Below are 18990 nucleotides of genomic sequence, written 5' to 3' on the forward strand. Positions count from 1 at the left end.
GCTCGTCCCCAGGCCGTCGCGATCGTGGGCGCGAGTCGCGGCGCACCAACAGGAGGAATCCTCACATCATGACCATCCAGAAGATCGACGTCGCCTACACCGCTGTCGCCACCGCCGAGAACGGCCGTGACGGCCGCGTCTCCTCGGACGACGGCCTGCTCGACGTGGTCGTCAACCCGCCGAAGGCCCTGGGCGGCAGCGGCGCGGGCACCAACCCGGAGCAGCTCTTCGCGGCGGGCTACAGCGCCTGCTTCCAGGGCGCGCTGGGCGTCGTCGCCCGCCAGGAGAAGGCCGACATCTCCGGCTCCACGGTCACCGCCGCGGTCTCCATCGGCAAGACCGAGGTCGGCGGATTCGGCCTGGAGGTCGCGATCAGCGCGACCATCCCCAACGTCGACGCCGCCACCGCCCAGTCGCTCATCGAGAAGGCCCACCAGGTCTGCCCGTACTCGAACGCGACCCGCGGCAACATCAAGGTCGAGCTCTCGGTCGCCTGAGCCTGAGCCTGGTCCGACGGCAGCCGCAGCGTCTTCGCGCGAGGACCGCACCCCGCCCCGGGGTGCGGTCCTCGCCGCTTTCCGTACGCCAGTACGCTGACGCCCATGAACGATCTCGGGGCAGGCTTCGGCTACTTGATGAAGGGGCAACGCTGGGTTGCCCAGCACGGACGATGGTTCGGGTTCGGGCTGCTGCCCGGACTCATCACCCTCGTGGTGTACGCCGGTGCGCTGGTCGGACTCGGTTACGGCGCCGACGACTTCGTCGCCTGGGCCACCCCGTTCGCCGACGACTGGTCCTCGCCGTGGATCGGCCTGCTGCGCACCACGCTGACCGCGTTCGTCTTCGTCTTCGGCCTGTTCCTCGCGGTCATCACCTTCACCGCCGTCACCCTCCTGGTCGGCCAGCCGTTCTACGAGTCGCTCTCCGAGGAGGTCGAGCGCAGCGAGGGCGGCGAGGTCCACGAGTCCGGGCTGCCGCTCTGGCGCGAACTGTGGATCTCCGCCCGCGACTCCGTACGCATCCTGCTGCGCGTCGCCCTCTTCGGGATCGTCCTCTTCGCCTGCGGCTTCATCCCGGTCGTCGGCCAGACCGTCGTGCCCGCGATCGGCTTCTGCGTCTCCGGCTACTTCCTGACCCAGGAGCTGACCGGCGTGGCCCTCCAGCGCCGGGGCATGGTCCTCAAGGACCGGCTCGCCCTCCTGCGCCGCCGCCGGCTGCTGGTGCTCGGCTTCGGTGTCCCGCTCGTCCTCTCGTTCCTGGTCCCGGTCGTCGCGGTGTTCCTGATGCCGGGGGCGGTCGCCGGGGCCACCCTCCTCGCCAATGACCTGGTGGATGCGGACGAGGGTCCCGCCCCCGGCCCCGACGGCGCTGCCACGACCAAGGAGTGGGCCGCGTGACCGAGCTGCTGGCGGTCGCCGCCATCACCCTCCTCGCCGTCGTCAGTCCGGGCGCCGACTTCGCCATGGTCGTCCGCAACAGCTATCTGTACGGGCGCACCACCGGCGTCCTCGTGGCCCTCGGGGTCGCGGCGGGCGTCCTGGTCCACGTCACGTACACGATGCTCGGCGTCGGGCTGCTCATCGCCTCCTCCACCGCCCTGTTCACCGCGGTGAAGCTCGCCGGTGCGGCCTACCTGATCTACATCGGCGTACGCACCTTCCTGGCCCGCGCCGACCTCGACGTCGACCTGAGCGACCGGCCGGGGCTCAGCCGCTTCGGGGCGCTGCGCAGCGGCTTCCTGACCAACGCGCTCAACCCGAAGACGACCCTGTTCGTCGTCGCGACCTTCACCCAGGTCGTCGGCCCGGAGACCGCCCTGTGGCAGCAGGCGGGTTACGGACTCTTCATGTCCGCGGCACACCTCGGCTGGTTCGCACTGGTCGCGCTCTTCTTCTCGCACTCCCGGCTGCGGGGCGCGATGCTGCGCCGCCAGAAGGCGCTGAACCGGTCCATCGGCTCGGTCCTGGTCGGCCTCGGCGTCACCCTGGGCCTGGCCCGCTGAGGGCAGCTCTACGAGGGGGCCTCAAGCTTTACGGGGGAGCCTCACGCTCTACGAGGGAGCCTCGGGCCCCTTCAGCAGTCCCAGGAAGTCACCGAACGCCCCCGGCATGTCCACCGCCTCCGGGTCCAGCAGCCACTGGTACTGGAGCCCGTCCATCACCGCCACCAGCAGCACCGCCGCCCGCTCCGGGCTCAACCCACCCGGCAGCGTGTCGCCGTACTCCGCGCGCAGGGTGGCGGCCATGCCCGCCCGGACCTGGGTGTAGCGCCGGGTGAAGAACTCCCGGGCCGGGTGGTCCTCCGTCACGCTCTCGCCGAGCAGCGCCGAGAAGGTCCGCACGATCACCGGCCGCATCGCGTTGTACTCCACCAGCGAGCCCAGCAGCTCCAGCCGCCAGGCGCCTTCCTCGCCGCCGCCCCCGCCGGTGTCCCACCGGTCCCGGTCCTCCAGCACCGCCACCAGCAGCGCTTCCTTCGTCGGGAAGTAGTGCAGCAGCCCCTGCTGGGTCAGCCCCACCCGCTCGGCCACCGCCCCCAGCGTCGCGCCCCGGTAGCCGCGCTCGGCGATCACTTCGAGGGTGGCGCGCAGGATCTCGGCCCGCCGCTCCTCGCTCCTGGCCCGTGCCATCGCCGGCCCCTTCCCTGCCGTCCGGCCCCACGCCGGTCACGCTCACCAGAACCGTACGACGTCACCGGACCAGCCACCGATGACGTAACGAACGCATAACGAAACCTACCGTGCTACCGGTAGGCGCGTCACCATGGAGGCGTCCACCGGACTCGACCAGGAGGTACGGCCGTGGCAGCCGCGTCCAGCACCAGCAACTCCAAGGCCCTCCGCCGGGAGGCCGTCGACACGGCCCTCGCCGCCCTCGGCCTCGACGACAAGACGCGTCTCCTGGCCGGCCAGGACCTGTGGTCGCTGCCCGCCCTGCCCGCCATCGGCCTGCGCTCCCTGGTGATGTCGGACGGCCCGATCGGCGTCCGGGGCGTCCGCTGGACCGCCGCCGACCCCTCGGTCGCCCTGCCCTCGCCCACCGCGCTCGCCGCCACCTGGGACCCGGAGCTCGCCCGCCGCGCGGGCGAGCTGCTCGCCCAGGAGGCCCGCCGCAAGGGCGTCCACGTCCTGCTCGCCCCCACGGTCAACCTGCACCGCACCCCGCTCGGCGGCCGCCACTTCGAGGCGTACAGCGAGGACCCGTACCTCACCGGCGAGATCGGCACCGGTTACGTCCGGGGCGTCCAGGACGGCGGGGTCGCCACCACGGTCAAGCACTTCGTCGCCAACGACGCCGAGACCGACCGCTTCACCGTCAACAACACCGTCGCCCCGCGCCCCCTGCGCGAGCTGTACCTGGCCCCCTTCGAACGGATCGTCAGGAACGCCCACCCCTGGGGCATCATGGCCGCCTACAACCAGGTCAACGGCTCCACGATGACCGAACACCGCTACCTCCAGAACGCCGTGCTGCGCGGCGAATGGGGCTTCGACGGCTTCATCGTCTCCGACTGGCTCGCCGCCCGGACCACCGTCGGTGCCATCACCGGCGGACTCGATGCCGCGATGCCCGGCCCGCGCACGGTCTACGGCGAGACCCTGGCCGACGCCGTCCGGGCCGGGGAGGTGGACGAGAAGATCGTCGACCTCGCCGTACGGAACATCCTCCTGCTCGCCGCCCGCGTCGGCGCCCTGGAGTCGGCCCCGCCCGCAGTGCCCGCCGCCGACCTTCCCGCCACCGTGGACGGCGATGCGCTGGCCCGCGAGATCGCCCGCCGCTCCTTCGTGCTCGTACGCAACGAGGTACGCGACGGGGCCGACGCCCTCCCGCTCGCCCCCGGCACCACCGTCGCCCTCTCCGGCGCGCTCGCCCGGGACGCCCGGGTGCTCGGCGGCGGCTCGGCCCTGGTCTTCCCCGACCATGTCGTCTCCCCGCTCGACGGACTGACCGCCGCCCTCCCCGAGGGTGCGCTGACATACGCGGTCGGCGCCGACCCGAGCGACGAACTGGCCATCGCCGAGGCCGGGTTCGACCTCACCGCCGTCTGCCGCGACGCCTCCGGGGCGGTCCTCGCCACCGTCCCGCTGCCCAGCGGCCAGATCCAGTGGATCGGCGCCGACCTGCCCGACGGGGTCACCCACGACACCCTCGACACCGTCGAGATCACCGGCACGTTCACCCCGCGCGCGAGCGGCGAGCACACCTTCGGCACCCGGGGCACCGGCTCCTTCGCCCTCACCGTCGACGACCGCCCCCTCTTCGACGGCACCCAGGACCGCGCCCCCGGCACCGACCCGCTCGGCGCCTTCTTCAACGAGCCGGTCGAGCGCGGCCGCCTCCCGCTGACCGAGGGCGCCCCTGTCCGGGTCTCGCTCAGCCACCGCCCCGGCCCCGGAACCGGCCACCCCCTCAAGGGCGTCGCCTTCTCGCTCGTCCACCTCGCCCCGCTCCGCGACCCGGACGAGCTGATCGCCGAGGCCGTCGAGGCGGCCCGCAGCGCGGACACCGCGATCGTGGTCGTCGGCACCACCGAACGCGTGGAGTCCGAGGGCTTCGACCGCACCGACCTGAAGCTCCCCGGCCACCAGGACGCCCTGGTCCACGCGGTCGCCGCCGTCAACCCCCGTACGGTCGTCGTCGTCAACTCCGGCTCCCCGGTGGAGCTGCCCTGGCGGAACGAGGTGGCCGCGGTCCTCCTGTCCTGGTTCCCCGGCCAGGAGGCGGGCCACGCGCTCGCCGACGTACTGCGCGGCCAGGAGGAGCCGGGCGGCCGCCTCCCCACCACCTGGCCCGTCGCCCTCGCCGACGTCCCGGTCTCCGCCACCACCCCCACCAATGGCGAACTCCCGTACACCGAGGGCGTCTTCATCGGCTACCGCGCCTGGGAGAAGGCGGGCACCGCCCCCGCGTACGCCTTCGGCCACGGCCTCGGCTACACCACCTGGGAGTACGAGAACGTGTCGGCCACCCCCGACTCGGTCACCGTGCGCGTCCGCAACACCGGCTCCCGCCCCGGCAGCGACACCGTCCAGATCTACCTGGCCCCCGCGCCCGCCCCGGACGCCCCCGAACGCCCGGCCCGCTGGCTCGCCGGCTTCGCCCGGGTCACCGCGGCCCCCGGCGGGAGCGTGGAGGTCACCGTCCCCGTCGAGGCACGCGCCTACCAGGTCTGGGACGAGGAGGCGTACGGCTGGAAGACGGTCCCCGGCACCTACGAGGTCCAGGCGGCCCGCTCCCTGGCCGACGTCCGCGCGACCACCACGGTCGACATCACGGCCTAGAAGCGGACAGGCACCCGGCCCCAGCACCGGCCCCGGCGCCTCAGCTCTCCGGGGCCTCAGCTCTCCGGGGCCTCAGCGCACCGAGAACGCGTACTCCGTGCGGGAGGTGAACTCCTCGCCCGGCCGGAGCACGGTGCTGGGGAACTCCGGCCGGTTCGGGGAGTCCGGGAAGTGCTGGGTCTCCAGCGCGATCCCGGCGCACGGCACGAACGGCCGCCCGTCGAAGTGGTCGGCCGTGTAGAGCTGGAGCCCCGGCTCGGTGGTCCGCACAGTCAGCACGCGCCCGGTGCCGGGGTCGTACAACTCAGCGGCGAAACCGCCCGCGTTCCCGTCCCCGCCTCCATCCCCGTCCAGCACGAAGTTCTGGTCGTACCCGGCCTCCACCGCCCGCCCCCGCCGGAAGTCGAACCGGGTCCCGGCCACCGGGGCGAGCTCACCGGTCGGCACCGCGTCCGCGTCCACCGGCGTGAAGCGCCCGGCGGCGATCCGCAACTCCTGCCCCAGCGCGCTCCCGCTCAGCGCGCCCGCCAGGTTCCAGTACAGATGGGAGGTCGGGTTGAGCACGGTCGGCGCGTCGGTCACCGCCCGGTAGCCGATCCGCAGCGCCCCGCCCGCCTCCAGGGTGTACGTCACCGAGAAGTCGAGCCGCCCCGGATAGCCCTCCTCGCCGTCCTCGGCCACCAGCGACATCCGCACCCCGCCCGGGACCGCCTCCGCCTCCCACACCCGCTTGTCGAAGCCCCGCAGCCCGCCGTGCAGATGGACGCGTCCCTCGTTGGGCGTCAGGCGGTGCGTGCGGCCGTCCAGGACGAAGGAGGCGCCCCCGATCCGGTTCGCGTACCGCCCGACCACCGCACCGAAGTAGGGGGCCGGGAACTCCTCGTACCCCGCCACCTCCGGCAGCCCCAGCGCCACGGCTCCGCGCACGCCGTCGCGCCCCGGCACCTCCACGGACTGCACGATCGCGCCGTACGTCAGCACGCGGACGCGGACCCCGTCCCGCTCCAGCGTCCACCGGCGGACGGGCGACCCGTCCGCGAGCGCGCCGAAGTCCTCCGCATACGCCGTTGTGCTCGTACCTGTGCCTGTGCCTGTGCCTGCGCCCGTGCTCATGGTGCTGGACCCTACGCGGGCGGCTCGGCCGCCGTGATGTTGCGGTAGGCGATCTCGGCCAGCCGGGCCTGGCCGTCGCGGCTCGGGTGGAACCAGTCCCACTGGCTGAGCTGCGCCCCGGTGAAGCGGAAGCCGAAGACGGCCCCGCCGTCGTACCGGCAGTGCCGGTCCTTCGCACAGACGTCCCGCAGCACCTCGTTGTACGCCACCACCCGGTCCTGCACCGCGTCCCGCCGCGCCACGGCCGCGGGCCCCAGATCGTCCGCGTCCGCCAGCATCGACTGGCAGATCCCGAGTTCCCAGATCTTCTTGCCGGTCTCGTTGAGCCGCCCGGTCGACCACAGCCGCTTCAGGTCCGGCACGCTGGACACGTACACCTGCGCCTCGGGCGCCCCGGCCCGCAGCTGCCGCATCGACGCCTCGAACGACGCCCGGAAGTCCGCCACGGGCGTCATCAGCCGCACCGAGTCCCGGCACGCGTCGTTCGCACCCATCATCACCGTGACCAGCTCCGGCCGCTCCTTCGCCGCCAGTGCCATCTGCTCCGGGAGCTGGACCATCCGGGCCCCCGACACGGCGTGGTTCCAGCTGCGGTCCGCCGCCTTCGATGTGCCGAGCAGCCGCACGGCGAGGCTGCGCACCAGGCTGTCGCTCCCGGTCGCCCAGGACACCTCCGGGCAGTCGGCCAGCACCGAGCAGGCGTCGAAGCCCCGGGTGATGGAGTCCCCGACCGCCGCGACCGATCCCGGATTCGGGTTCCAGCCGGAGGCGGCGGATGCGGAGGGGGACGGCGACACGGAGGGCGAGGAGGCGGCGGGCGCGTTCCGTGACACGCCGTCACCCGAATCCCCGCTGCTGCATCCGGCCAGCGCGGCCACCCCCACCAAGGAGAGCGCCGACAGCGCCGCTCCGGCGGTACGCATCCGAGGGCGTGTCGCACGCTCCGGCATTCTCAGATCCCCTCCGGTCAACCTCTGGTCTATGCCCCTGGCCATGCCCCGGGCAAGCCCACGATCCCCAGGTCGCAGGCGTGCGCGCCCTGCCGGGTGAAAGCCGGCGAATCAGAGGCACCGGACCGACGGTACGTCACACGGACGGCCCCGGCGCACGGTAGCTTTTCCCCGTCGAACCAGTGGCACCGCGCCCGCCCTCGTCACGGCAGGTGGCTCCGGTACATTACGTCACGTCACACACTGTCCCTTTTCAGGAGATTAACTCCCGATGCTGTTTACTCATGACAACCTCGGGAACCGGCCGAAAAGAGGCGGTACGGGCGCGAGGCCGCTGGGGAAGGCGTACCTCGTCCCACACGGGATGTTCCGGTGACGACACGTGGAGTCCTGTACGTTCACTCCGCACCGCGCGCGCTGTGCCCACATGTCGAATGGGCAGTGGCGGGCGTCCTCGGTGTGCGGGTCCAGCTGGACTGGATCAGACAGCCGGCCGCGCCCGGCACCTGGCGGTCCGAATTCTCCTGGAAGGGCCGCGCCGGCACCGCCTCGCAGCTCGCCTCCGCCCTGCGCGGCTGGGACCTCCTGCGCTTCGAGGTGACCGCCGAGCCCTGCCCCACCGCCGAGGGTGAGCGCTACAGCTCCACCCCCGGCCTGGGCATCTTCCACGCCGTCACCGGCATGCACGGCGACATCCTGATCCCCGAGGACCGCCTGCGCGCGGCCCTGGCCCGCTCGACGCGCGGCGAGAGCGACCTGGAGGTGGAGATCGCCTCCCTCCTGGGCAAGCCGTGGGACGACGAACTGGAGTCCTTCCGCCACGCGGGCGAGGGCGCCCCGGTCCGCTGGCTCCACCAGGTGGTGTAGCCCGATCCAGCCCCTCCGGCTGCTCCTCACCGAGCGGTGACCGGGAGCAATTCAAGCCCCTCCGGCGATTGAGGAGCGGGGTCCGGGGCAGAGCCCCGAAAACGCACGACGAAGCCCGCTCCCCGACAACCGGGAGCGGGCTTCACCCGTAAAGCACAAGGTCACACGGACCGGAACGCCAGCACCACGTTGTGCCCACCGAACCCGAACGAGTTGTTGATCGCCGCGATCGGCCCCGCGGGCAGCACCCGGGGCTCCCCCCGCACGATGTCCGCGTCGATCGCCTCGTCGAGGTCGTCGATGTTGATCGTCGGCGGAGCGATCCGGTGGTGCAGCGCGAGCACGGTGGCAACCGTCTCGATACCGCCCGCACCACCCAGCAGATGCCCCGTCATCGACTTCGTGGCCGAGATCGCGACATGGTCGAGGTCGTCGCCCAGAACCTTCCGCAGCGCCTTGATCTCCGCGAGGTCGCCCTGCGGCGTGGACGTGGCGTGCGCGTTGAGGTGGACCACCTCGGACGGCTTGAGGTCGCTGGAGTCCAGCAGGTTCTGCATCGCGGCGGCGATGCCCCGCCCGGTGGGCTCGGGCTGCGCGATGTGGTGGGCGTCGGCCGACAGGCCCTGGCCCAGCACCTCGCAGTAGACCCTGGCGCCGCGCGCGGCGGCGTGCTCGGCGGACTCCAGGACCACGACGCCGGCGCCCTCACCGAGGACGAAGCCGTCACGGGCCGTGTCGTACGGGCGCGAGGCCTTCTCCGGCTCGTCGTTGCTCTTGGACATCGCCATCATGTTGGCGAAGGCCGCGATCGGCAGCGGGTGGATCGCCGCCTCCGTGCCGCCGGCGACGACCACGTCGGCCCGGCCGGTACGGATCATCTCGACGGCGTACCCGATCGCCTCCGCGCCCGAGGCGCAGGCGGAGACCGGCGTGTGGACACCGGCCTGGGCGTTGACCTCCAGGCCGACGTTGGCCGCCGGGCCGTTGGGCATGAGCATGGGAACGGTGTGCGGGGAGACGCGGCGTACGCCCTTCTCCTTGAGCACGTCGTACTGGTCGAGCAGGGTGGTCACGCCGCCGATACCGGAGGCGATGACCGAACCGAGCCGCTCGGGGCGGACGTTCTCGTCCTCACCGGCCTTGGCGGTGAAGCCCGCGTCCGCCCAGGCTTCGCGGGCCGCGATCAGCGCGAACTGCGCCGAGCGGTCCAGCTTGCGGGCGAGCGGGCGGGGCAGTACGTCGCCCGGGTCGACGGCCGCGAGGGCGGCGATCCGGACGGGCAGTTCGGCGAAGCGCTCGCCTTCGAGAGGCTTGACGCCGGAGCGGCCGGCCATCAGACCTTCCCAGGTCGATGCGGAGTCGCCACCCAGCGGAGTGGTTGCGCCGATACCGGTGACGACCACGGTGCGATTGGTCGAGTTCACTGGAAAATCTTCTCCACGTGTAGAGGGTCGTGAATCAGCGGCGCCACCGCCGGGTGGCGACACAGCCGGGCTGGGATCAGCCCTGGTGCTTCAGGATGTAGTCGGCAGCGTCGCCGACCGTCTTGAGGTTCTTGACGTCCTCGTCGGGGATCTTGACGTCGAAGCGCTCCTCGGCGGCGACGACGACCTCGACCATGGACAGCGAGTCGACGTCCAGGTCGTCGGTGAAGGACTTGTCCAGCTGGACGTCCTCGACCGGGATCCCGGCGATCTCGTTGACGATCTCGGCGAGACCGGTGACGATCTCTTCCTGCGTGGCGGCCATCTTGGCGCTCCTTCGGTGGGTTTCTTCAGGGTTCGTGCGTACGGACCAAAAGGTCCGGTGTGCCTAGGGGAGGGTAACGACCGTCGCGGCGTAGACGAGACCCGCCCCGAAGCCGATGACGAGCGCGGTGTCGCCGCTCTTCGCCTGACCGGTCGCCAGGAGCCGCTCCATCGCGAGCGGGATCGAGGCGGCGGACGTGTTGCCGGTGGACTCGATGTCACGGGCGACCGTGACGTGTTCCGGCAGTTTGAGGGTCTTCACCATCGAGTCGATGATCCGCATGTTGGCCTGGTGCGGGATGAAGACGTCCAGGTCCTCCGGGGAGATCCCGGCCGCGTCCAGCGCCTGCTGGGCGACCTTCGCCATCTCGTAGACGGCCCAGCGGAAGACCGCCTGGCCCTCCTGGGTGATGGCCGGGAACTTGATCTCGCCCTTGGAGTCGAGCGGCAGCTTGGAGACGTCGCCGATGTGCAGCTCGTTCCAGGACACCGTCTGCTTGATGGTCTCGGACTTGTCGCCCTCGGAACCCCACACGGTGGGTCCGATGGCCGGCTCCTGGGAGGGGCCGACGACGACCGCGCCCGCGCCGTCACCGAACAGGAAGGCCGTCGCGCGGTCCTCCAGGTCGGTCAGGTCGCTGAGCCGCTCCACGCCGATCACGAGGACGTGCTCCGCCGAACCCTCGACGATCATGCCCTTGGCGAGGGTCAGGCCGTAGCCGAAGCCCGCGCAGCCGGCCGAGATGTCGAAGGCGGCGGGCTTGCCCGCGCCGATCTTGTGGGCGATCTCGGTGGCGACGGCCGGGGTCTGCTTGAAGTGCGAGACGGTCGAGACGATGACCGCGCCGATCTGCTCGGGCGTGATGCCCGCGTCGGCGATGGCCTTGCCGGACGCCTCGATCGACATCATGGCCACGGTCTCCTCGTCGGAGGCCCAGTGGCGGGTGACGATGCCGGAGCGCGAGCGGATCCACTCGTCGGAGGAGTCGATCGTTTCGAGGATCACCTCGTTCGGCACGACACGGGTCGGGCGGTAGCCGCCGACGCCGAGGATCCGTGCGTACGGGGCGCCCTTGCTGGGCTTGATCTTCGACATGCTCTCGGGCTCCTTAAACGCCTGCGTGCTCGGAGATGAGCGCGCGGGCGGCGTCGAGGTCGTCGGGGGTCTTGAGCGCGAGCGTCTTCACACCGGGCAGCGCCCGCTTGGCGAGCCCGGTGAGCGTGCCGCCGGGGCTCAGCTCGACCAGCGCGGTGACGCCGAGCTCCTGGAAGGTCTCCATGCACAGGTCCCAGCGGACCGGGTTGGCGACCTGGCCGACCAGCCGGGCGATGACCTCGGTGCCGGTGGCGACCGTGTGGCCGTCGGCGTTGGAAACGTAACGCACGGTCGGGTCGGTGACCGTGAGGTCCCCGACGGCCGCGCGCAGCTTCTCGACGGCCGGGGCCATGTGGTGCGTGTGGAACGCGCCGGCCACCTTCAGCGCGACGACCCGGCGTACGCCCTCGGGCTTGTCGGCCTCCAGGGCGGCGATCTGGGCCGCGGTGCCGGCGGCGACGATCTGGCCGCCCCCGTTGACGTTGGCGGGGGTCAGGCCGAGCTTCTCCAGGTGCGGGACCGTGACGGCGGGGTCGCCGCCGAGCAGGGCCGCCATACCGGTCTCGGTGACCGCGGCGGCCTCGGCCATGCCGAGCCCCCGGGTACGGACGAAGCGGAGTGCCGCCTCGTCACCGATGACACCGGCGATCGCGGCGGCGGTGATCTCACCGACGCTGTGACCCGCGACGACGTCGGGGGAGGGCGCGTCCAGGGCCGCGGCCGAGAGCAGGCCGGCGGCGACCAGGAGCGGCTGGGCGACGGCCGTGTCGCGGATCTCGTCCGCGTCGGCCTGCGTGCCGTAGTGGGCAAGGTCGAGCCCGATGGCGTCGGACCAGGCCGCGATGCGGTCGGCGGCACCGGGGAGGTCGAGCCAGGGAGTCAGGAAGCCGGGCGTCTGAGCGCCTTGGCCGGGAGCGACGAGTACGAGCACCCTCACACTCTCTCTTGTGGACGGCTCCGCACGCCCGTGGGGACAGGGACGAAGAACCGTCAGGGGAATTGTTGAAGTCCGACAAAAGTCTAGGACTGAGGATCCGCCGCGGCCAAGCGCCCCAGGATCAGAGCGATCCGCAGGGTGAACGCGGAGCGCACATCGGAGGGTGACCATCCGGTGACGTCGGTCACACGTCGTAGCCGGTAGCGCACGGTGTTGGGGTGGACGAAAAGCATCCGTGCGGCTCCCTCGAGGCTGCTCGCCTGTTCGAGATAGACACTCAGCGTTTCCAGAAGCGCCGAACCGGCTTCCTCCAGCGGTCTGTAGATCTCCTCCACCAACTGGTCCCGCGCGGCAGGGTCCCCCGCCATCGCGCGCTCGGGCAGGAGATCGTCCGCCAGGACCGGGCGCGGCGCGTCCTGCCACGCCAGGCACGCCTTCAGCCCGGCCGCCGCGGCCTGCGCGGACCGGGTGGCCGCCAGCAGGTCCGGGACCACGGGTCCGGCGACGACCGGACCGGCCGCGTACGGCCCGATCAGGCCCTTCGCGACCTGGAGCGGGTTGTCGCTGCCGCCCGCGATGACGACGAGCCGGTTGCCGAGGACCCCGGTGAGGACCTGGAGCTTCGCGTGCCGGGCGGCCCGCCGGATCGCCTCCACGGTGAGCTCGCTGTCCCCGTCGGGCGCGGTGCCGAGGATGACGCAGACGTGCTCGGGCGAGTTCCACCCGAGCGCGGCGGCCCGGGACACGGCCCCCTCGTCGGCCTCCCCGGACAGCACCGCGTTCACGACCAGCGACTCCAGCCGGGCATCCCAGGCACCCCGGGCCTCGGCGGCCTGGGCGTAGACCTGGGCGGTGGCGAAGGCGATCTCCCGCGCGTAGACGAGCAGCGCCTCCCGCAGCACGGACTCGTCGCCCGGCGCGGCGACCTCCTCGATCGCGGCCTCCATGACCTCGATCGTCGTACGCACCATCTCGACGGTCTGCCGCAGCGTGATCGCTCGTGTCAGCTCGCGCGGGGCGGTGCCGAACACATCGGTCGAGATGGCCTGCGGGGTCTCGGGATGCCGGAACCACTCGGTGAACGCCGCGATACCGGCCTGGGCGACCAGGCCGATCCAGGACCGGTTCTCCGGGGGCATCGCCCGGTACCACGGCAGCGATTCGTCCATGCGGGCAATCGCGTTCGCGGCCAGCCGGCCGGAGGACTGCTCCAGCCGTTTCAGGGTCGCGGCATGCAGGTGGGCGTCGTGGGCGGCGGAATGCTCAGGATCGGGTCGGGGCACGAGGACAAGACTGCCTTATCGGGCCGGTGGATCGGTGGGGCGGGGCGAGGGTCGTTCCTACCGGTGGGTACGGGAGGGTCTGCCCGGCACTCGATCTTCCCTGCGGGACATGAGACCGTCCGGTCGTGCGAGAAATGACGAAGGGGTTGGCGGCAACCCTGTCCGAGGCGTCATCCCGTACGTGGACGCGACGCGTTCGTGCCGGTCGGGACCTCGCCTCCTCCGCCGATGTTGCTGAGGCCGCAGAAGCGTTGGCGCGGCTGCTGCTGGACGTCGATGACACGGCGGTGACGCGGCAGACGGCAGAAGCTCTGACCCGGGTGGGGACGGTGGCCGCCATGAAACTCATCGCCCGCGCGATCACCGAGGCCGACGACAACCGGGCCGACTGGCTGCAGACAGGGGTGCACGACGCGCTCATGGGACCTGGCGGGGCGCCGGAGGCAGCAGAGTCCTGCGCGAAGCTGGCCGAGGACCCGGAAGAAGCCGTCCGCCAGGGGGCCGCAGTTGTCGCGGTATGGGCGGACGACTCAAGGTGTTGACCCGCGTCGGCCTTCCTGCGGGTCGGTGCGTGCAGACAGGGCGGGCGGCCATCTGGGCGCCCCCGGGCTACCGTGGCCAGGTGATTTCCGTACACCGGTCCGATGACCGCTACCGGGGCGGCGAGCCGGACGCCGGTATCGAGACCCGGCACGCCCTGTCCTTCGGCCCCTTCTACGACCCCGACAACCTCCGCTTCGGCCCGGTCCTGGCCTGCAACGAGGAGCGCCTCGCCCCCGGCGCGGGCTTCGACGAGCACCCGCACAGCCATACGGAGATCGTCACCTGGGTGGTCGAGGGCGAGCTGACCCACCGCGACTCGGCCGGTCACTCCACCGTCGTACGCGCCGGGGACGTCGCCCATCTCAGCGCCGCCGCCGGAGTCCGCCACGTCGAACGCAACGACGGCCCGGACCCGTTGACCTTCCTCCAGATGTGGCTGGCCCCCCTGGAGTCCGGCGGTGAACCCTCGTACACGGTCGTCCCCGGCATCGCGGACTCGACCCCGTACGCCCTGCCCGCGGCCGGTGCGATGCTGCACGTCCGCAGGCTCGGGGAGGGCGAGCGCACGGCACTGCCGGACGCGGTGCGCCTGTACGTGCATGTGGTGCGGGGGAGAGTCGGGCTGGGTGGTGAGGAGTTGGGGCCGGGGGACGCGGCCCGGGTCACGGGTGCGGACGGGCTGGAGGCGGCTGCGGTGGTGGAGGCTGCGGAGATGCTGGTCTGGGAGATGCGCTGACGGGTTCCGGCGCCGGCTGTACGGATGTCCCGGCACGGAGGAGCAGTCGAAGAGCAGGGCGACGGGCCCGATGCTCGTCCGACCGACTCCGAGCATGTCCCGAGCATGTGATGAGCCTTCCGGGAATCCGGGTGAGTGCCCTCAGGCAGGGCTGATCTTGGCGTACAGGTAGTCCACACACACCCCGTTGCCATCGGGTGCGGCAACGGTGTGCTGGGTGAAGAGGTGAAGCAGCTTCTCCCGGATCTGCTCACGTGCAGACTCGCCGAGCTCTTCCACCACGCGCAAGGCGGGTCCGAAATGGTCGGCGAATATCGATGCGAGCTCGTCTGCCGTTGCCGGAACGTGGTAGTGGCAGATGTTGGTATGGATCCGCGGAGTTGGACCGAAAAGGCGGCGTAGCCCCGTTGCCGTCCCCCACATCCGGGCGATTCTCCGGATTGATTCCGCAGCCGGGTGGAGTTCGTGCAATGTCTGGAACATGGCCGTGATGACGCTCTCCGGATTCCAGTTCGCCATCACGATCATGCCGTCGGGATGGCACACGCGAAGCATTTCCGTGGCCGCGGCTTCGGCCTGGGGCGCGAACATCGACCCATAGGTCGAAAGCACCCGGTCGAACGAAGCATCCGCGAACTGCATCTCGGCCGCGTCGCCCTGCTGGAAGCGCACCGACATACGTAGTCGGTCCCGCCGCTGACCGGCGGCCCGCACCATCATCGGATCGAAGTCCAGCCCTGTCACGGCAGCGCCACGCTGTGCCGCGTATATGGCAGCGTTGCCGGTGGCGCACGCCACATCAAGGACACGATGCCTCGATGTGATGTCGGCTTCCTGCACCAGACGCCGGCTGATCCCGGAGAGTTTGTCGGCGACGGCCTGGTAGTGGTAAGCCGACCAGTAGGCATCATGGTCGTTCAACGAAACCTCCCCAGCTCGATCGGACGGATCGTCGGACATCCACCGGAGAGCGGCTGTCGGCGGGCTCGATGCCCACGGCCCGGTAGACGACGGTGCCGTGAAGGTCCTCTCCGAGGATCGACACCCTCTCGTTGACGGCCGGACTGCATCCGAGAACGGTGCGGAGCCCCGCCTCGTCGATGAAGGCGCCCTCCGCGGAGAGGCGCTCCTCGTGCCAGTGGGGCGCGTATCGGACGTGGCCGGACCGCCGCAGACTGATCAGCGCGCGCATCACGGTGAGCATCCGCAGCTTGCGTTCCGCGGCCGGGGGAGCGGACCGCAGGGCGTACGCGGCGGATTCCAGCTCTTCCCGCCGAGCGCCGAGCAGGGAACGGTCGGAGCGCCGGGGGAAATCGACCGGTCGACGGGGCCTGGGCTCCGGGTGTGCCTGCGTCACCAGTGCTCCCTCGAATGAGATGCCGGATGAATCGTCCCGGCGTATGACCGGCGTACCGCGCAGTGCTGACGGCGCATTTCCCCCATACATTCGCGCGCTGGTGTGTGGGGTGGAAGGGGCGGTACGCGTATATGGTGCCCGTGTGGTGCGTAGGGTGTTCTGCACAGGGGCACTCACAGGAAATCGCCGCCGATTCCGTTCCGCAAGGGGGCTGGGACCGGCGTGCAAGGGCACTCCGGCCGGTGCCGCCCGAGCGGTGGTGCGCCAGCGGTAAGCAGCCGGTGCTCCACACAACTGTGCGCTGCTGCGCAGGGATTGTGTTCGCCGAGACCGGGGCCTGAATATGCGAGAGGGCCGGCCGGCTTCCGCAGGCGTACAGCGTGGGGAAGCTGCCGGACCGGCCCCCGCGCCTTTACGGCCGTTCATGGCTTGCGCTTTTCCCTCTTCTTGGCGAAGGCCCCGGTGTGCGGTCATACGCAATGACCAGAGATTCAGGTGAGTTCGATGGAGTCGTCCTTCGTCGCTCGTGACTGGAAGCGGCATTTCGCGCACCTCGGCATCAATTTGATGCCGGTGAAAGGGGCGCCGGGTAACTGGCAGGTCAGCGCCATCGCCTACCGGCATCCGCCCCTGGTCCTGAGCCTGGTGGCACCGTTCGGCCAGTATGTGGTGGGCGAGGCCACGCTGCAGGCGGCGTGCGGGCTGATGAGTCTGTTCGGGCGCCGCGAGGGCGAAGGCCCCCGCCGTACGGGAGTTCCCTTTGCCTCCGTGTGCGGCGCGATCGCCGCCGGCCAGGGCATCATGGCGGCTCTGGTCGCACAGGCGCGCGGCAGCCTGGACGTGTCGCAGGTGGTGGTGGACGCCGGCTCGGCCACGCTGTTCTCCCAGTCGCATCACGTGGAGCTGACCGCTCTGGGGCCGATCCCGGAGACGCTCGGAGCGGGCAGGCCGCCGCCCTTCCTGACCTCCGACGGGCACTGGATAGAGGTGGAAACGTTCCGGCCGGAGCGGTGGGCGGCGTTCTGGAAGCAGCTCGGCGTCGAGGGCCATGACGCGATGGCCTCGTGGCGGTCGCACGAGGCGCGGCAGTGGACGGCGTGCTTCCGGGTGCCGGAGTCCGTTCACCGGGCCGCGCGCATCCCCTTGAAGAAGGTCACACAGGTCGCTCACGAAGAGAACGTCTGCGTGATCGACGTGTCCCGTCCGATCGGCGACGACCTGATCGAACCGTGGCTGCTGTCGCCGTCTCCGTGGACCGGGCCGCCCCCGGCGGAGAACCTCGACGAGGGATCGTTGCCTCCGCGCTGGCTTCCGCTGGCCGGGATGCAGGTCGTCGAGGCCACTCACTACCTCCAGGGGTCCTATGCGGGCCGGATCCTCGCCTGTCTGGGTGCCCAGGTGTGGCGGATCGAGCCGCCGGACGGCGACCCCGCCCGGGGTGTGGAGCCGGTGCGCGCGGGGTGCTCGGTGTCGTTCCGTTCCCTGCACCGGGGCAAAGAGGCTCTGTGCGTCGATCTGGGAACCCCGCGCGGCCGGCGCCGCGTGCACGAGGTCGTGTCGCGGGCCTCGGTGTTCCTGACGAACTGGTCGCCGGGCAAGCTGGGACCGGCGCACCTCGACTACGCGACGCTGCGCCGGGTCAATCCGTCCTTGGTCTACGCGCACGCCACGGGCAGCCCTCCCGATGACGAGAAGTGGCCGCACACCGCGTCGGACTGGTCGATCCAGTCGGCGACGGGCATGGGCAGGGCCGTGCGTGGTGACGGCGAACAACCGGCCGTCAGCCAGATGACCATGCTCGACCCGCTGGGCGGCCTGCTGTGCGCCGAGGGGATCCTGACGGGCCTCATGCAACGCCAGCACACCGGGTTCGGGTGCTATGTGGAGTCGTCCCTCAGACATGCGGCGCACGTTCTGATGACCTTCACGCGCCCGAAGACGGGACCCGCGTTCCACCCGCTGCCGACGAAGTCCGGCTACCTCGCGGTGGACGACACCCGCTATCTGCGCAGGCGGCTGGGGATCGGGGCGGAGGCCGGCCGGGATGACTTCGTGCGGGCGTTACGGTCCCACACCGATCAGACATGGGAAGAGGAACTGCGGGCGGAGGGGCTGGCCGCCACCCGTGTCCGCACCATGGACGACGTCATCGAGAACCCGCTCGACCCCTTGTGGCTGCGCTATGACCACGGAATCCACGTCGCACCCCCTTGGAGGATCTCGTGACAGGGGCGAGCCGCCTCAAGGAACGGTACTGGGCCGCCGACCGCTACCAGAAGGTGGCGAACAGGCTGTATCCCCTCAGTGTCGCCCTGTGCGACCGTGCGGCACTCCAGGCGCGGGAGCGCGTCCTGGACGTGGCCACCGCGACCGGCAACGCCGCCCTGGCGGCGGCGGAACGCGACTGCACGGTCACGGCGATCGACACCGATCTGCACATGCTGGGCGTCGCACAGCGCCGAGCACAGGCGAAGAACCTCCAACTGACCCTGCGTAACTACGATGCGCAGAACATGCCCTTTCCCGCAGAGCTGTTCGATGCCGTCATCTCGGCCGGGGGCGTGCAGTTCGCTCCCGACCCCGTCGCGTGCGCGGCCGAGCTGCTCCGGGTGTGCCGGCCCACGGGGCGGATCGTGGTCGGCAGCTGGGGACCCGCGTCCCCGATCACGACCATGCTCGAAATCCTCCACTCGGCGTGCCCGCTCGTGGACAGCATCCTTCACTGCTCCACGGCGTGGGGAACGTCGGAAGGGCTGCACCGGCTCTTCGGCGACAGGGCGAACATCGAGGCCGAGGAGTCCCGCATCTACATCGAAGTCCCGTCCGTCGGGGAATGGACGGACATCCTCTGCCAGGACTTCGGGCCCGCGAAGCTGGCCCTGGACGAATCGAACGCCTCCGTCGCCCGCGAAATCCGCCAGTCGCTGCTCGCGCTGTTCTCCCAGTTCAGTGAGGGCACCGACCATCCCGGTCAGGTCCGGATCCGGATGGACTGCCTCCAGGCGGTCGTCACGCCGGTCAGCACCTGACACCCGCTCGACAGCCCGGATCACACCTGCCGTGGCACGCCCATCACCCT

General features: G+C 71.0%; 19 protein-coding genes. 9 read left to right on the forward strand and 10 right to left on the reverse strand.

Features of this window, described 5'->3' with window-relative positions; genetic code table 11:
* Positions 1–68: 68 nt before the first annotated feature.
* From IE264_RS03155 to IE264_RS03165, 3 genes are all read left to right on the forward strand, one after another.
* Positions 69–497: an organic hydroperoxide resistance protein gene (locus IE264_RS03155; protein ID WP_032753138.1), complete on the forward strand. Its 429-nt coding sequence runs from the start codon at positions 69–71 to the stop codon at positions 495–497.
* Between the two features lie 105 nt (positions 498–602).
* Positions 603–1397 (forward strand): EI24 domain-containing protein, encoded by a 795-nt coding sequence (locus tag IE264_RS03160; RefSeq protein ID WP_015608310.1) that lies wholly within the window; start codon positions 603–605, stop codon positions 1395–1397.
* Positions 1394–2002, forward strand: coding sequence for a LysE family transporter (locus IE264_RS03165; protein ID WP_015608309.1), 609 nt, complete (start codon positions 1394–1396; stop codon positions 2000–2002). Before IE264_RS03160 ends, IE264_RS03165 begins: the two co-directional genes overlap by 4 nt.
* Before the next feature lie 48 nt (positions 2003–2050).
* Here IE264_RS03165 and IE264_RS03170 read toward each other — a convergent pair whose 3' ends face one another.
* Positions 2051–2629, reverse strand: coding sequence for a TetR/AcrR family transcriptional regulator (locus tag IE264_RS03170; protein WP_032753137.1), 579 nt, complete (start codon positions 2627–2629; stop codon positions 2051–2053).
* A 171-nt stretch (positions 2630–2800) separates the two neighbouring features.
* Between IE264_RS03170 and IE264_RS03175 the strand changes: the two genes are divergently transcribed.
* Complete coding sequence (locus tag IE264_RS03175) at positions 2801–5281, forward strand: glycoside hydrolase family 3 protein (RefSeq protein ID WP_032753136.1); 2481 nt, start codon at positions 2801–2803, stop codon at positions 5279–5281.
* A 72-nt stretch (positions 5282–5353) separates the two neighbouring features.
* Here the strand turns inward: IE264_RS03175 and IE264_RS03180 are convergent, their stop codons facing one another.
* On the reverse strand, positions 5354–6394 hold the full coding sequence (locus IE264_RS03180; protein WP_032753135.1) for an aldose epimerase family protein: 1041 nt from the start codon (positions 6392–6394) through the stop codon (positions 5354–5356).
* Positions 6395–6405: 11 nt separating this feature from the next.
* The gene (locus IE264_RS03185; RefSeq protein ID WP_190167568.1) at positions 6406–7317 is read right to left on the reverse strand and encodes an SGNH/GDSL hydrolase family protein; all 912 of its coding nucleotides are present in this window, start codon (positions 7315–7317) and stop codon (positions 6406–6408) included.
* Positions 7318–7716: 399 nt separating this feature from the next.
* On the opposite strand from IE264_RS03185, the gene IE264_RS03190 reads away from it, so the two are divergent.
* Positions 7717–8211, forward strand: coding sequence for a DUF3145 domain-containing protein (locus tag IE264_RS03190; RefSeq protein WP_015608304.1), 495 nt, complete (start codon positions 7717–7719; stop codon positions 8209–8211).
* Between the two features lie 161 nt (positions 8212–8372).
* Here IE264_RS03190 and fabF read toward each other — a convergent pair whose 3' ends face one another.
* The 5 genes from fabF to IE264_RS03215 form a co-directional block, all read right to left on the reverse strand.
* Entirely contained in the window at positions 8373–9635 is a 1263-nt protein-coding gene (gene fabF, locus IE264_RS03195) for a beta-ketoacyl-ACP synthase II (RefSeq protein ID WP_015608303.1), read from the reverse strand.
* A 76-nt stretch (positions 9636–9711) separates the two neighbouring features.
* Positions 9712–9960, reverse strand: coding sequence for an acyl carrier protein (locus tag IE264_RS03200; protein WP_014045780.1), 249 nt, complete (start codon positions 9958–9960; stop codon positions 9712–9714).
* A 63-nt stretch (positions 9961–10023) separates the two neighbouring features.
* Positions 10024–11055, reverse strand: coding sequence for a ketoacyl-ACP synthase III (locus IE264_RS03205; RefSeq protein WP_015608302.1), 1032 nt, complete (start codon positions 11053–11055; stop codon positions 10024–10026).
* Between the two features lie 13 nt (positions 11056–11068).
* Positions 11069–11986: an ACP S-malonyltransferase gene (locus IE264_RS03210; RefSeq protein ID WP_015608301.1), complete on the reverse strand. Its 918-nt coding sequence runs from the start codon at positions 11984–11986 to the stop codon at positions 11069–11071.
* Positions 11987–12075: 89 nt separating this feature from the next.
* The gene (locus IE264_RS03215; protein ID WP_015608300.1) at positions 12076–13275 is read right to left on the reverse strand and encodes a PucR family transcriptional regulator; all 1200 of its coding nucleotides are present in this window, start codon (positions 13273–13275) and stop codon (positions 12076–12078) included.
* 338 nt (positions 13276–13613) lie between these two features.
* Here IE264_RS03215 and IE264_RS03220 point away from each other — a divergent pair, with 338 nt between their 5' ends.
* Together IE264_RS03220 and IE264_RS03225 are read left to right on the forward strand one after the other, a co-directional pair.
* A complete protein-coding gene (locus IE264_RS03220; protein ID WP_229887367.1) occupies positions 13614–13817 on the forward strand; it encodes a hypothetical protein in 204 nt (67 codons plus the stop codon).
* An 80-nt stretch (positions 13818–13897) separates the two neighbouring features.
* Entirely contained in the window at positions 13898–14554 is a 657-nt protein-coding gene (locus IE264_RS03225; RefSeq protein ID WP_032753379.1) for a pirin family protein, read from the forward strand.
* A gap of 141 nt (positions 14555–14695) precedes the next feature.
* On the opposite strand, the gene IE264_RS03230 is transcribed toward IE264_RS03225, so the two are convergent.
* Both IE264_RS03230 and IE264_RS03235 read right to left on the reverse strand, forming a co-directional pair.
* On the reverse strand, positions 14696–15475 hold the full coding sequence (locus IE264_RS03230) for a class I SAM-dependent methyltransferase (RefSeq protein WP_051821643.1): 780 nt from the start codon (positions 15473–15475) through the stop codon (positions 14696–14698).
* Positions 15462–15911, reverse strand: coding sequence for a hypothetical protein (locus IE264_RS03235; protein WP_032753133.1), 450 nt, complete (start codon positions 15909–15911; stop codon positions 15462–15464). Before IE264_RS03235 ends, IE264_RS03230 begins: the two co-directional genes overlap by 14 nt.
* A gap of 504 nt (positions 15912–16415) precedes the next feature.
* Between IE264_RS03235 and IE264_RS03240 the strand changes: the two genes are divergently transcribed.
* On the forward strand, positions 16416–18137 hold the full coding sequence (locus IE264_RS03240) for a CoA transferase (protein WP_032753132.1): 1722 nt from the start codon (positions 16416–16418) through the stop codon (positions 18135–18137).
* The gene (locus IE264_RS03245) at positions 18134–18940 is read left to right on the forward strand and encodes a class I SAM-dependent methyltransferase (protein ID WP_051821641.1); all 807 of its coding nucleotides are present in this window, start codon (positions 18134–18136) and stop codon (positions 18938–18940) included. The genes IE264_RS03240 and IE264_RS03245 overlap by 4 nt, the downstream gene beginning before the upstream one ends.
* The last annotated feature ends 50 nt before the right edge of the window (positions 18941–18990 follow it).

The sequence above is a fragment of the Streptomyces microflavus genome (genome assembly GCF_014650075.1).
GTDB classification, from domain to species: domain Bacteria; phylum Actinomycetota; class Actinomycetes; order Streptomycetales; family Streptomycetaceae; genus Streptomyces; species Streptomyces microflavus.

Bases quoted from the DNA above. Each gene is read 5' to 3' on its own strand.
- IE264_RS03155 (WP_032753138.1), top strand. From the start codon at position 69: ATGACCATCCAGAAGATCGACGTCGCCTACACCGCTGTCGCCACCGCC.
- IE264_RS03160 (WP_015608310.1), top strand. From the start codon at position 603: ATGAACGATCTCGGGGCAGGCTTCGGCTACTTGATGAAGGGGCAACGC.
- IE264_RS03170 (WP_032753137.1), bottom strand. From the start codon at position 2,629: ATGGCACGGGCCAGGAGCGAGGAGCGGCGGGCCGAGATCCTGCGCGCC.
- IE264_RS03180 (WP_032753135.1), bottom strand. From the start codon at position 6,394: ATGAGCACGGGCGCAGGCACAGGCACAGGCACAGGTACGAGCACAACG.
- IE264_RS03185 (WP_190167568.1), bottom strand. From the start codon at position 7,317: ATGCGTACCGCCGGAGCGGCGCTGTCGGCGCTCTCCTTGGTGGGGGTG.
- IE264_RS03200 (WP_014045780.1), bottom strand. From the start codon at position 9,960: ATGGCCGCCACGCAGGAAGAGATCGTCACCGGTCTCGCCGAGATCGTC.
- IE264_RS03205 (WP_015608302.1), bottom strand. From the start codon at position 11,055: ATGTCGAAGATCAAGCCCAGCAAGGGCGCCCCGTACGCACGGATCCTC.
- IE264_RS03220 (WP_229887367.1), top strand. From the start codon at position 13,614: ATGAAACTCATCGCCCGCGCGATCACCGAGGCCGACGACAACCGGGCC.
- IE264_RS03240 (WP_032753132.1), top strand. From the start codon at position 16,416: ATGGAGTCGTCCTTCGTCGCTCGTGACTGGAAGCGGCATTTCGCGCAC.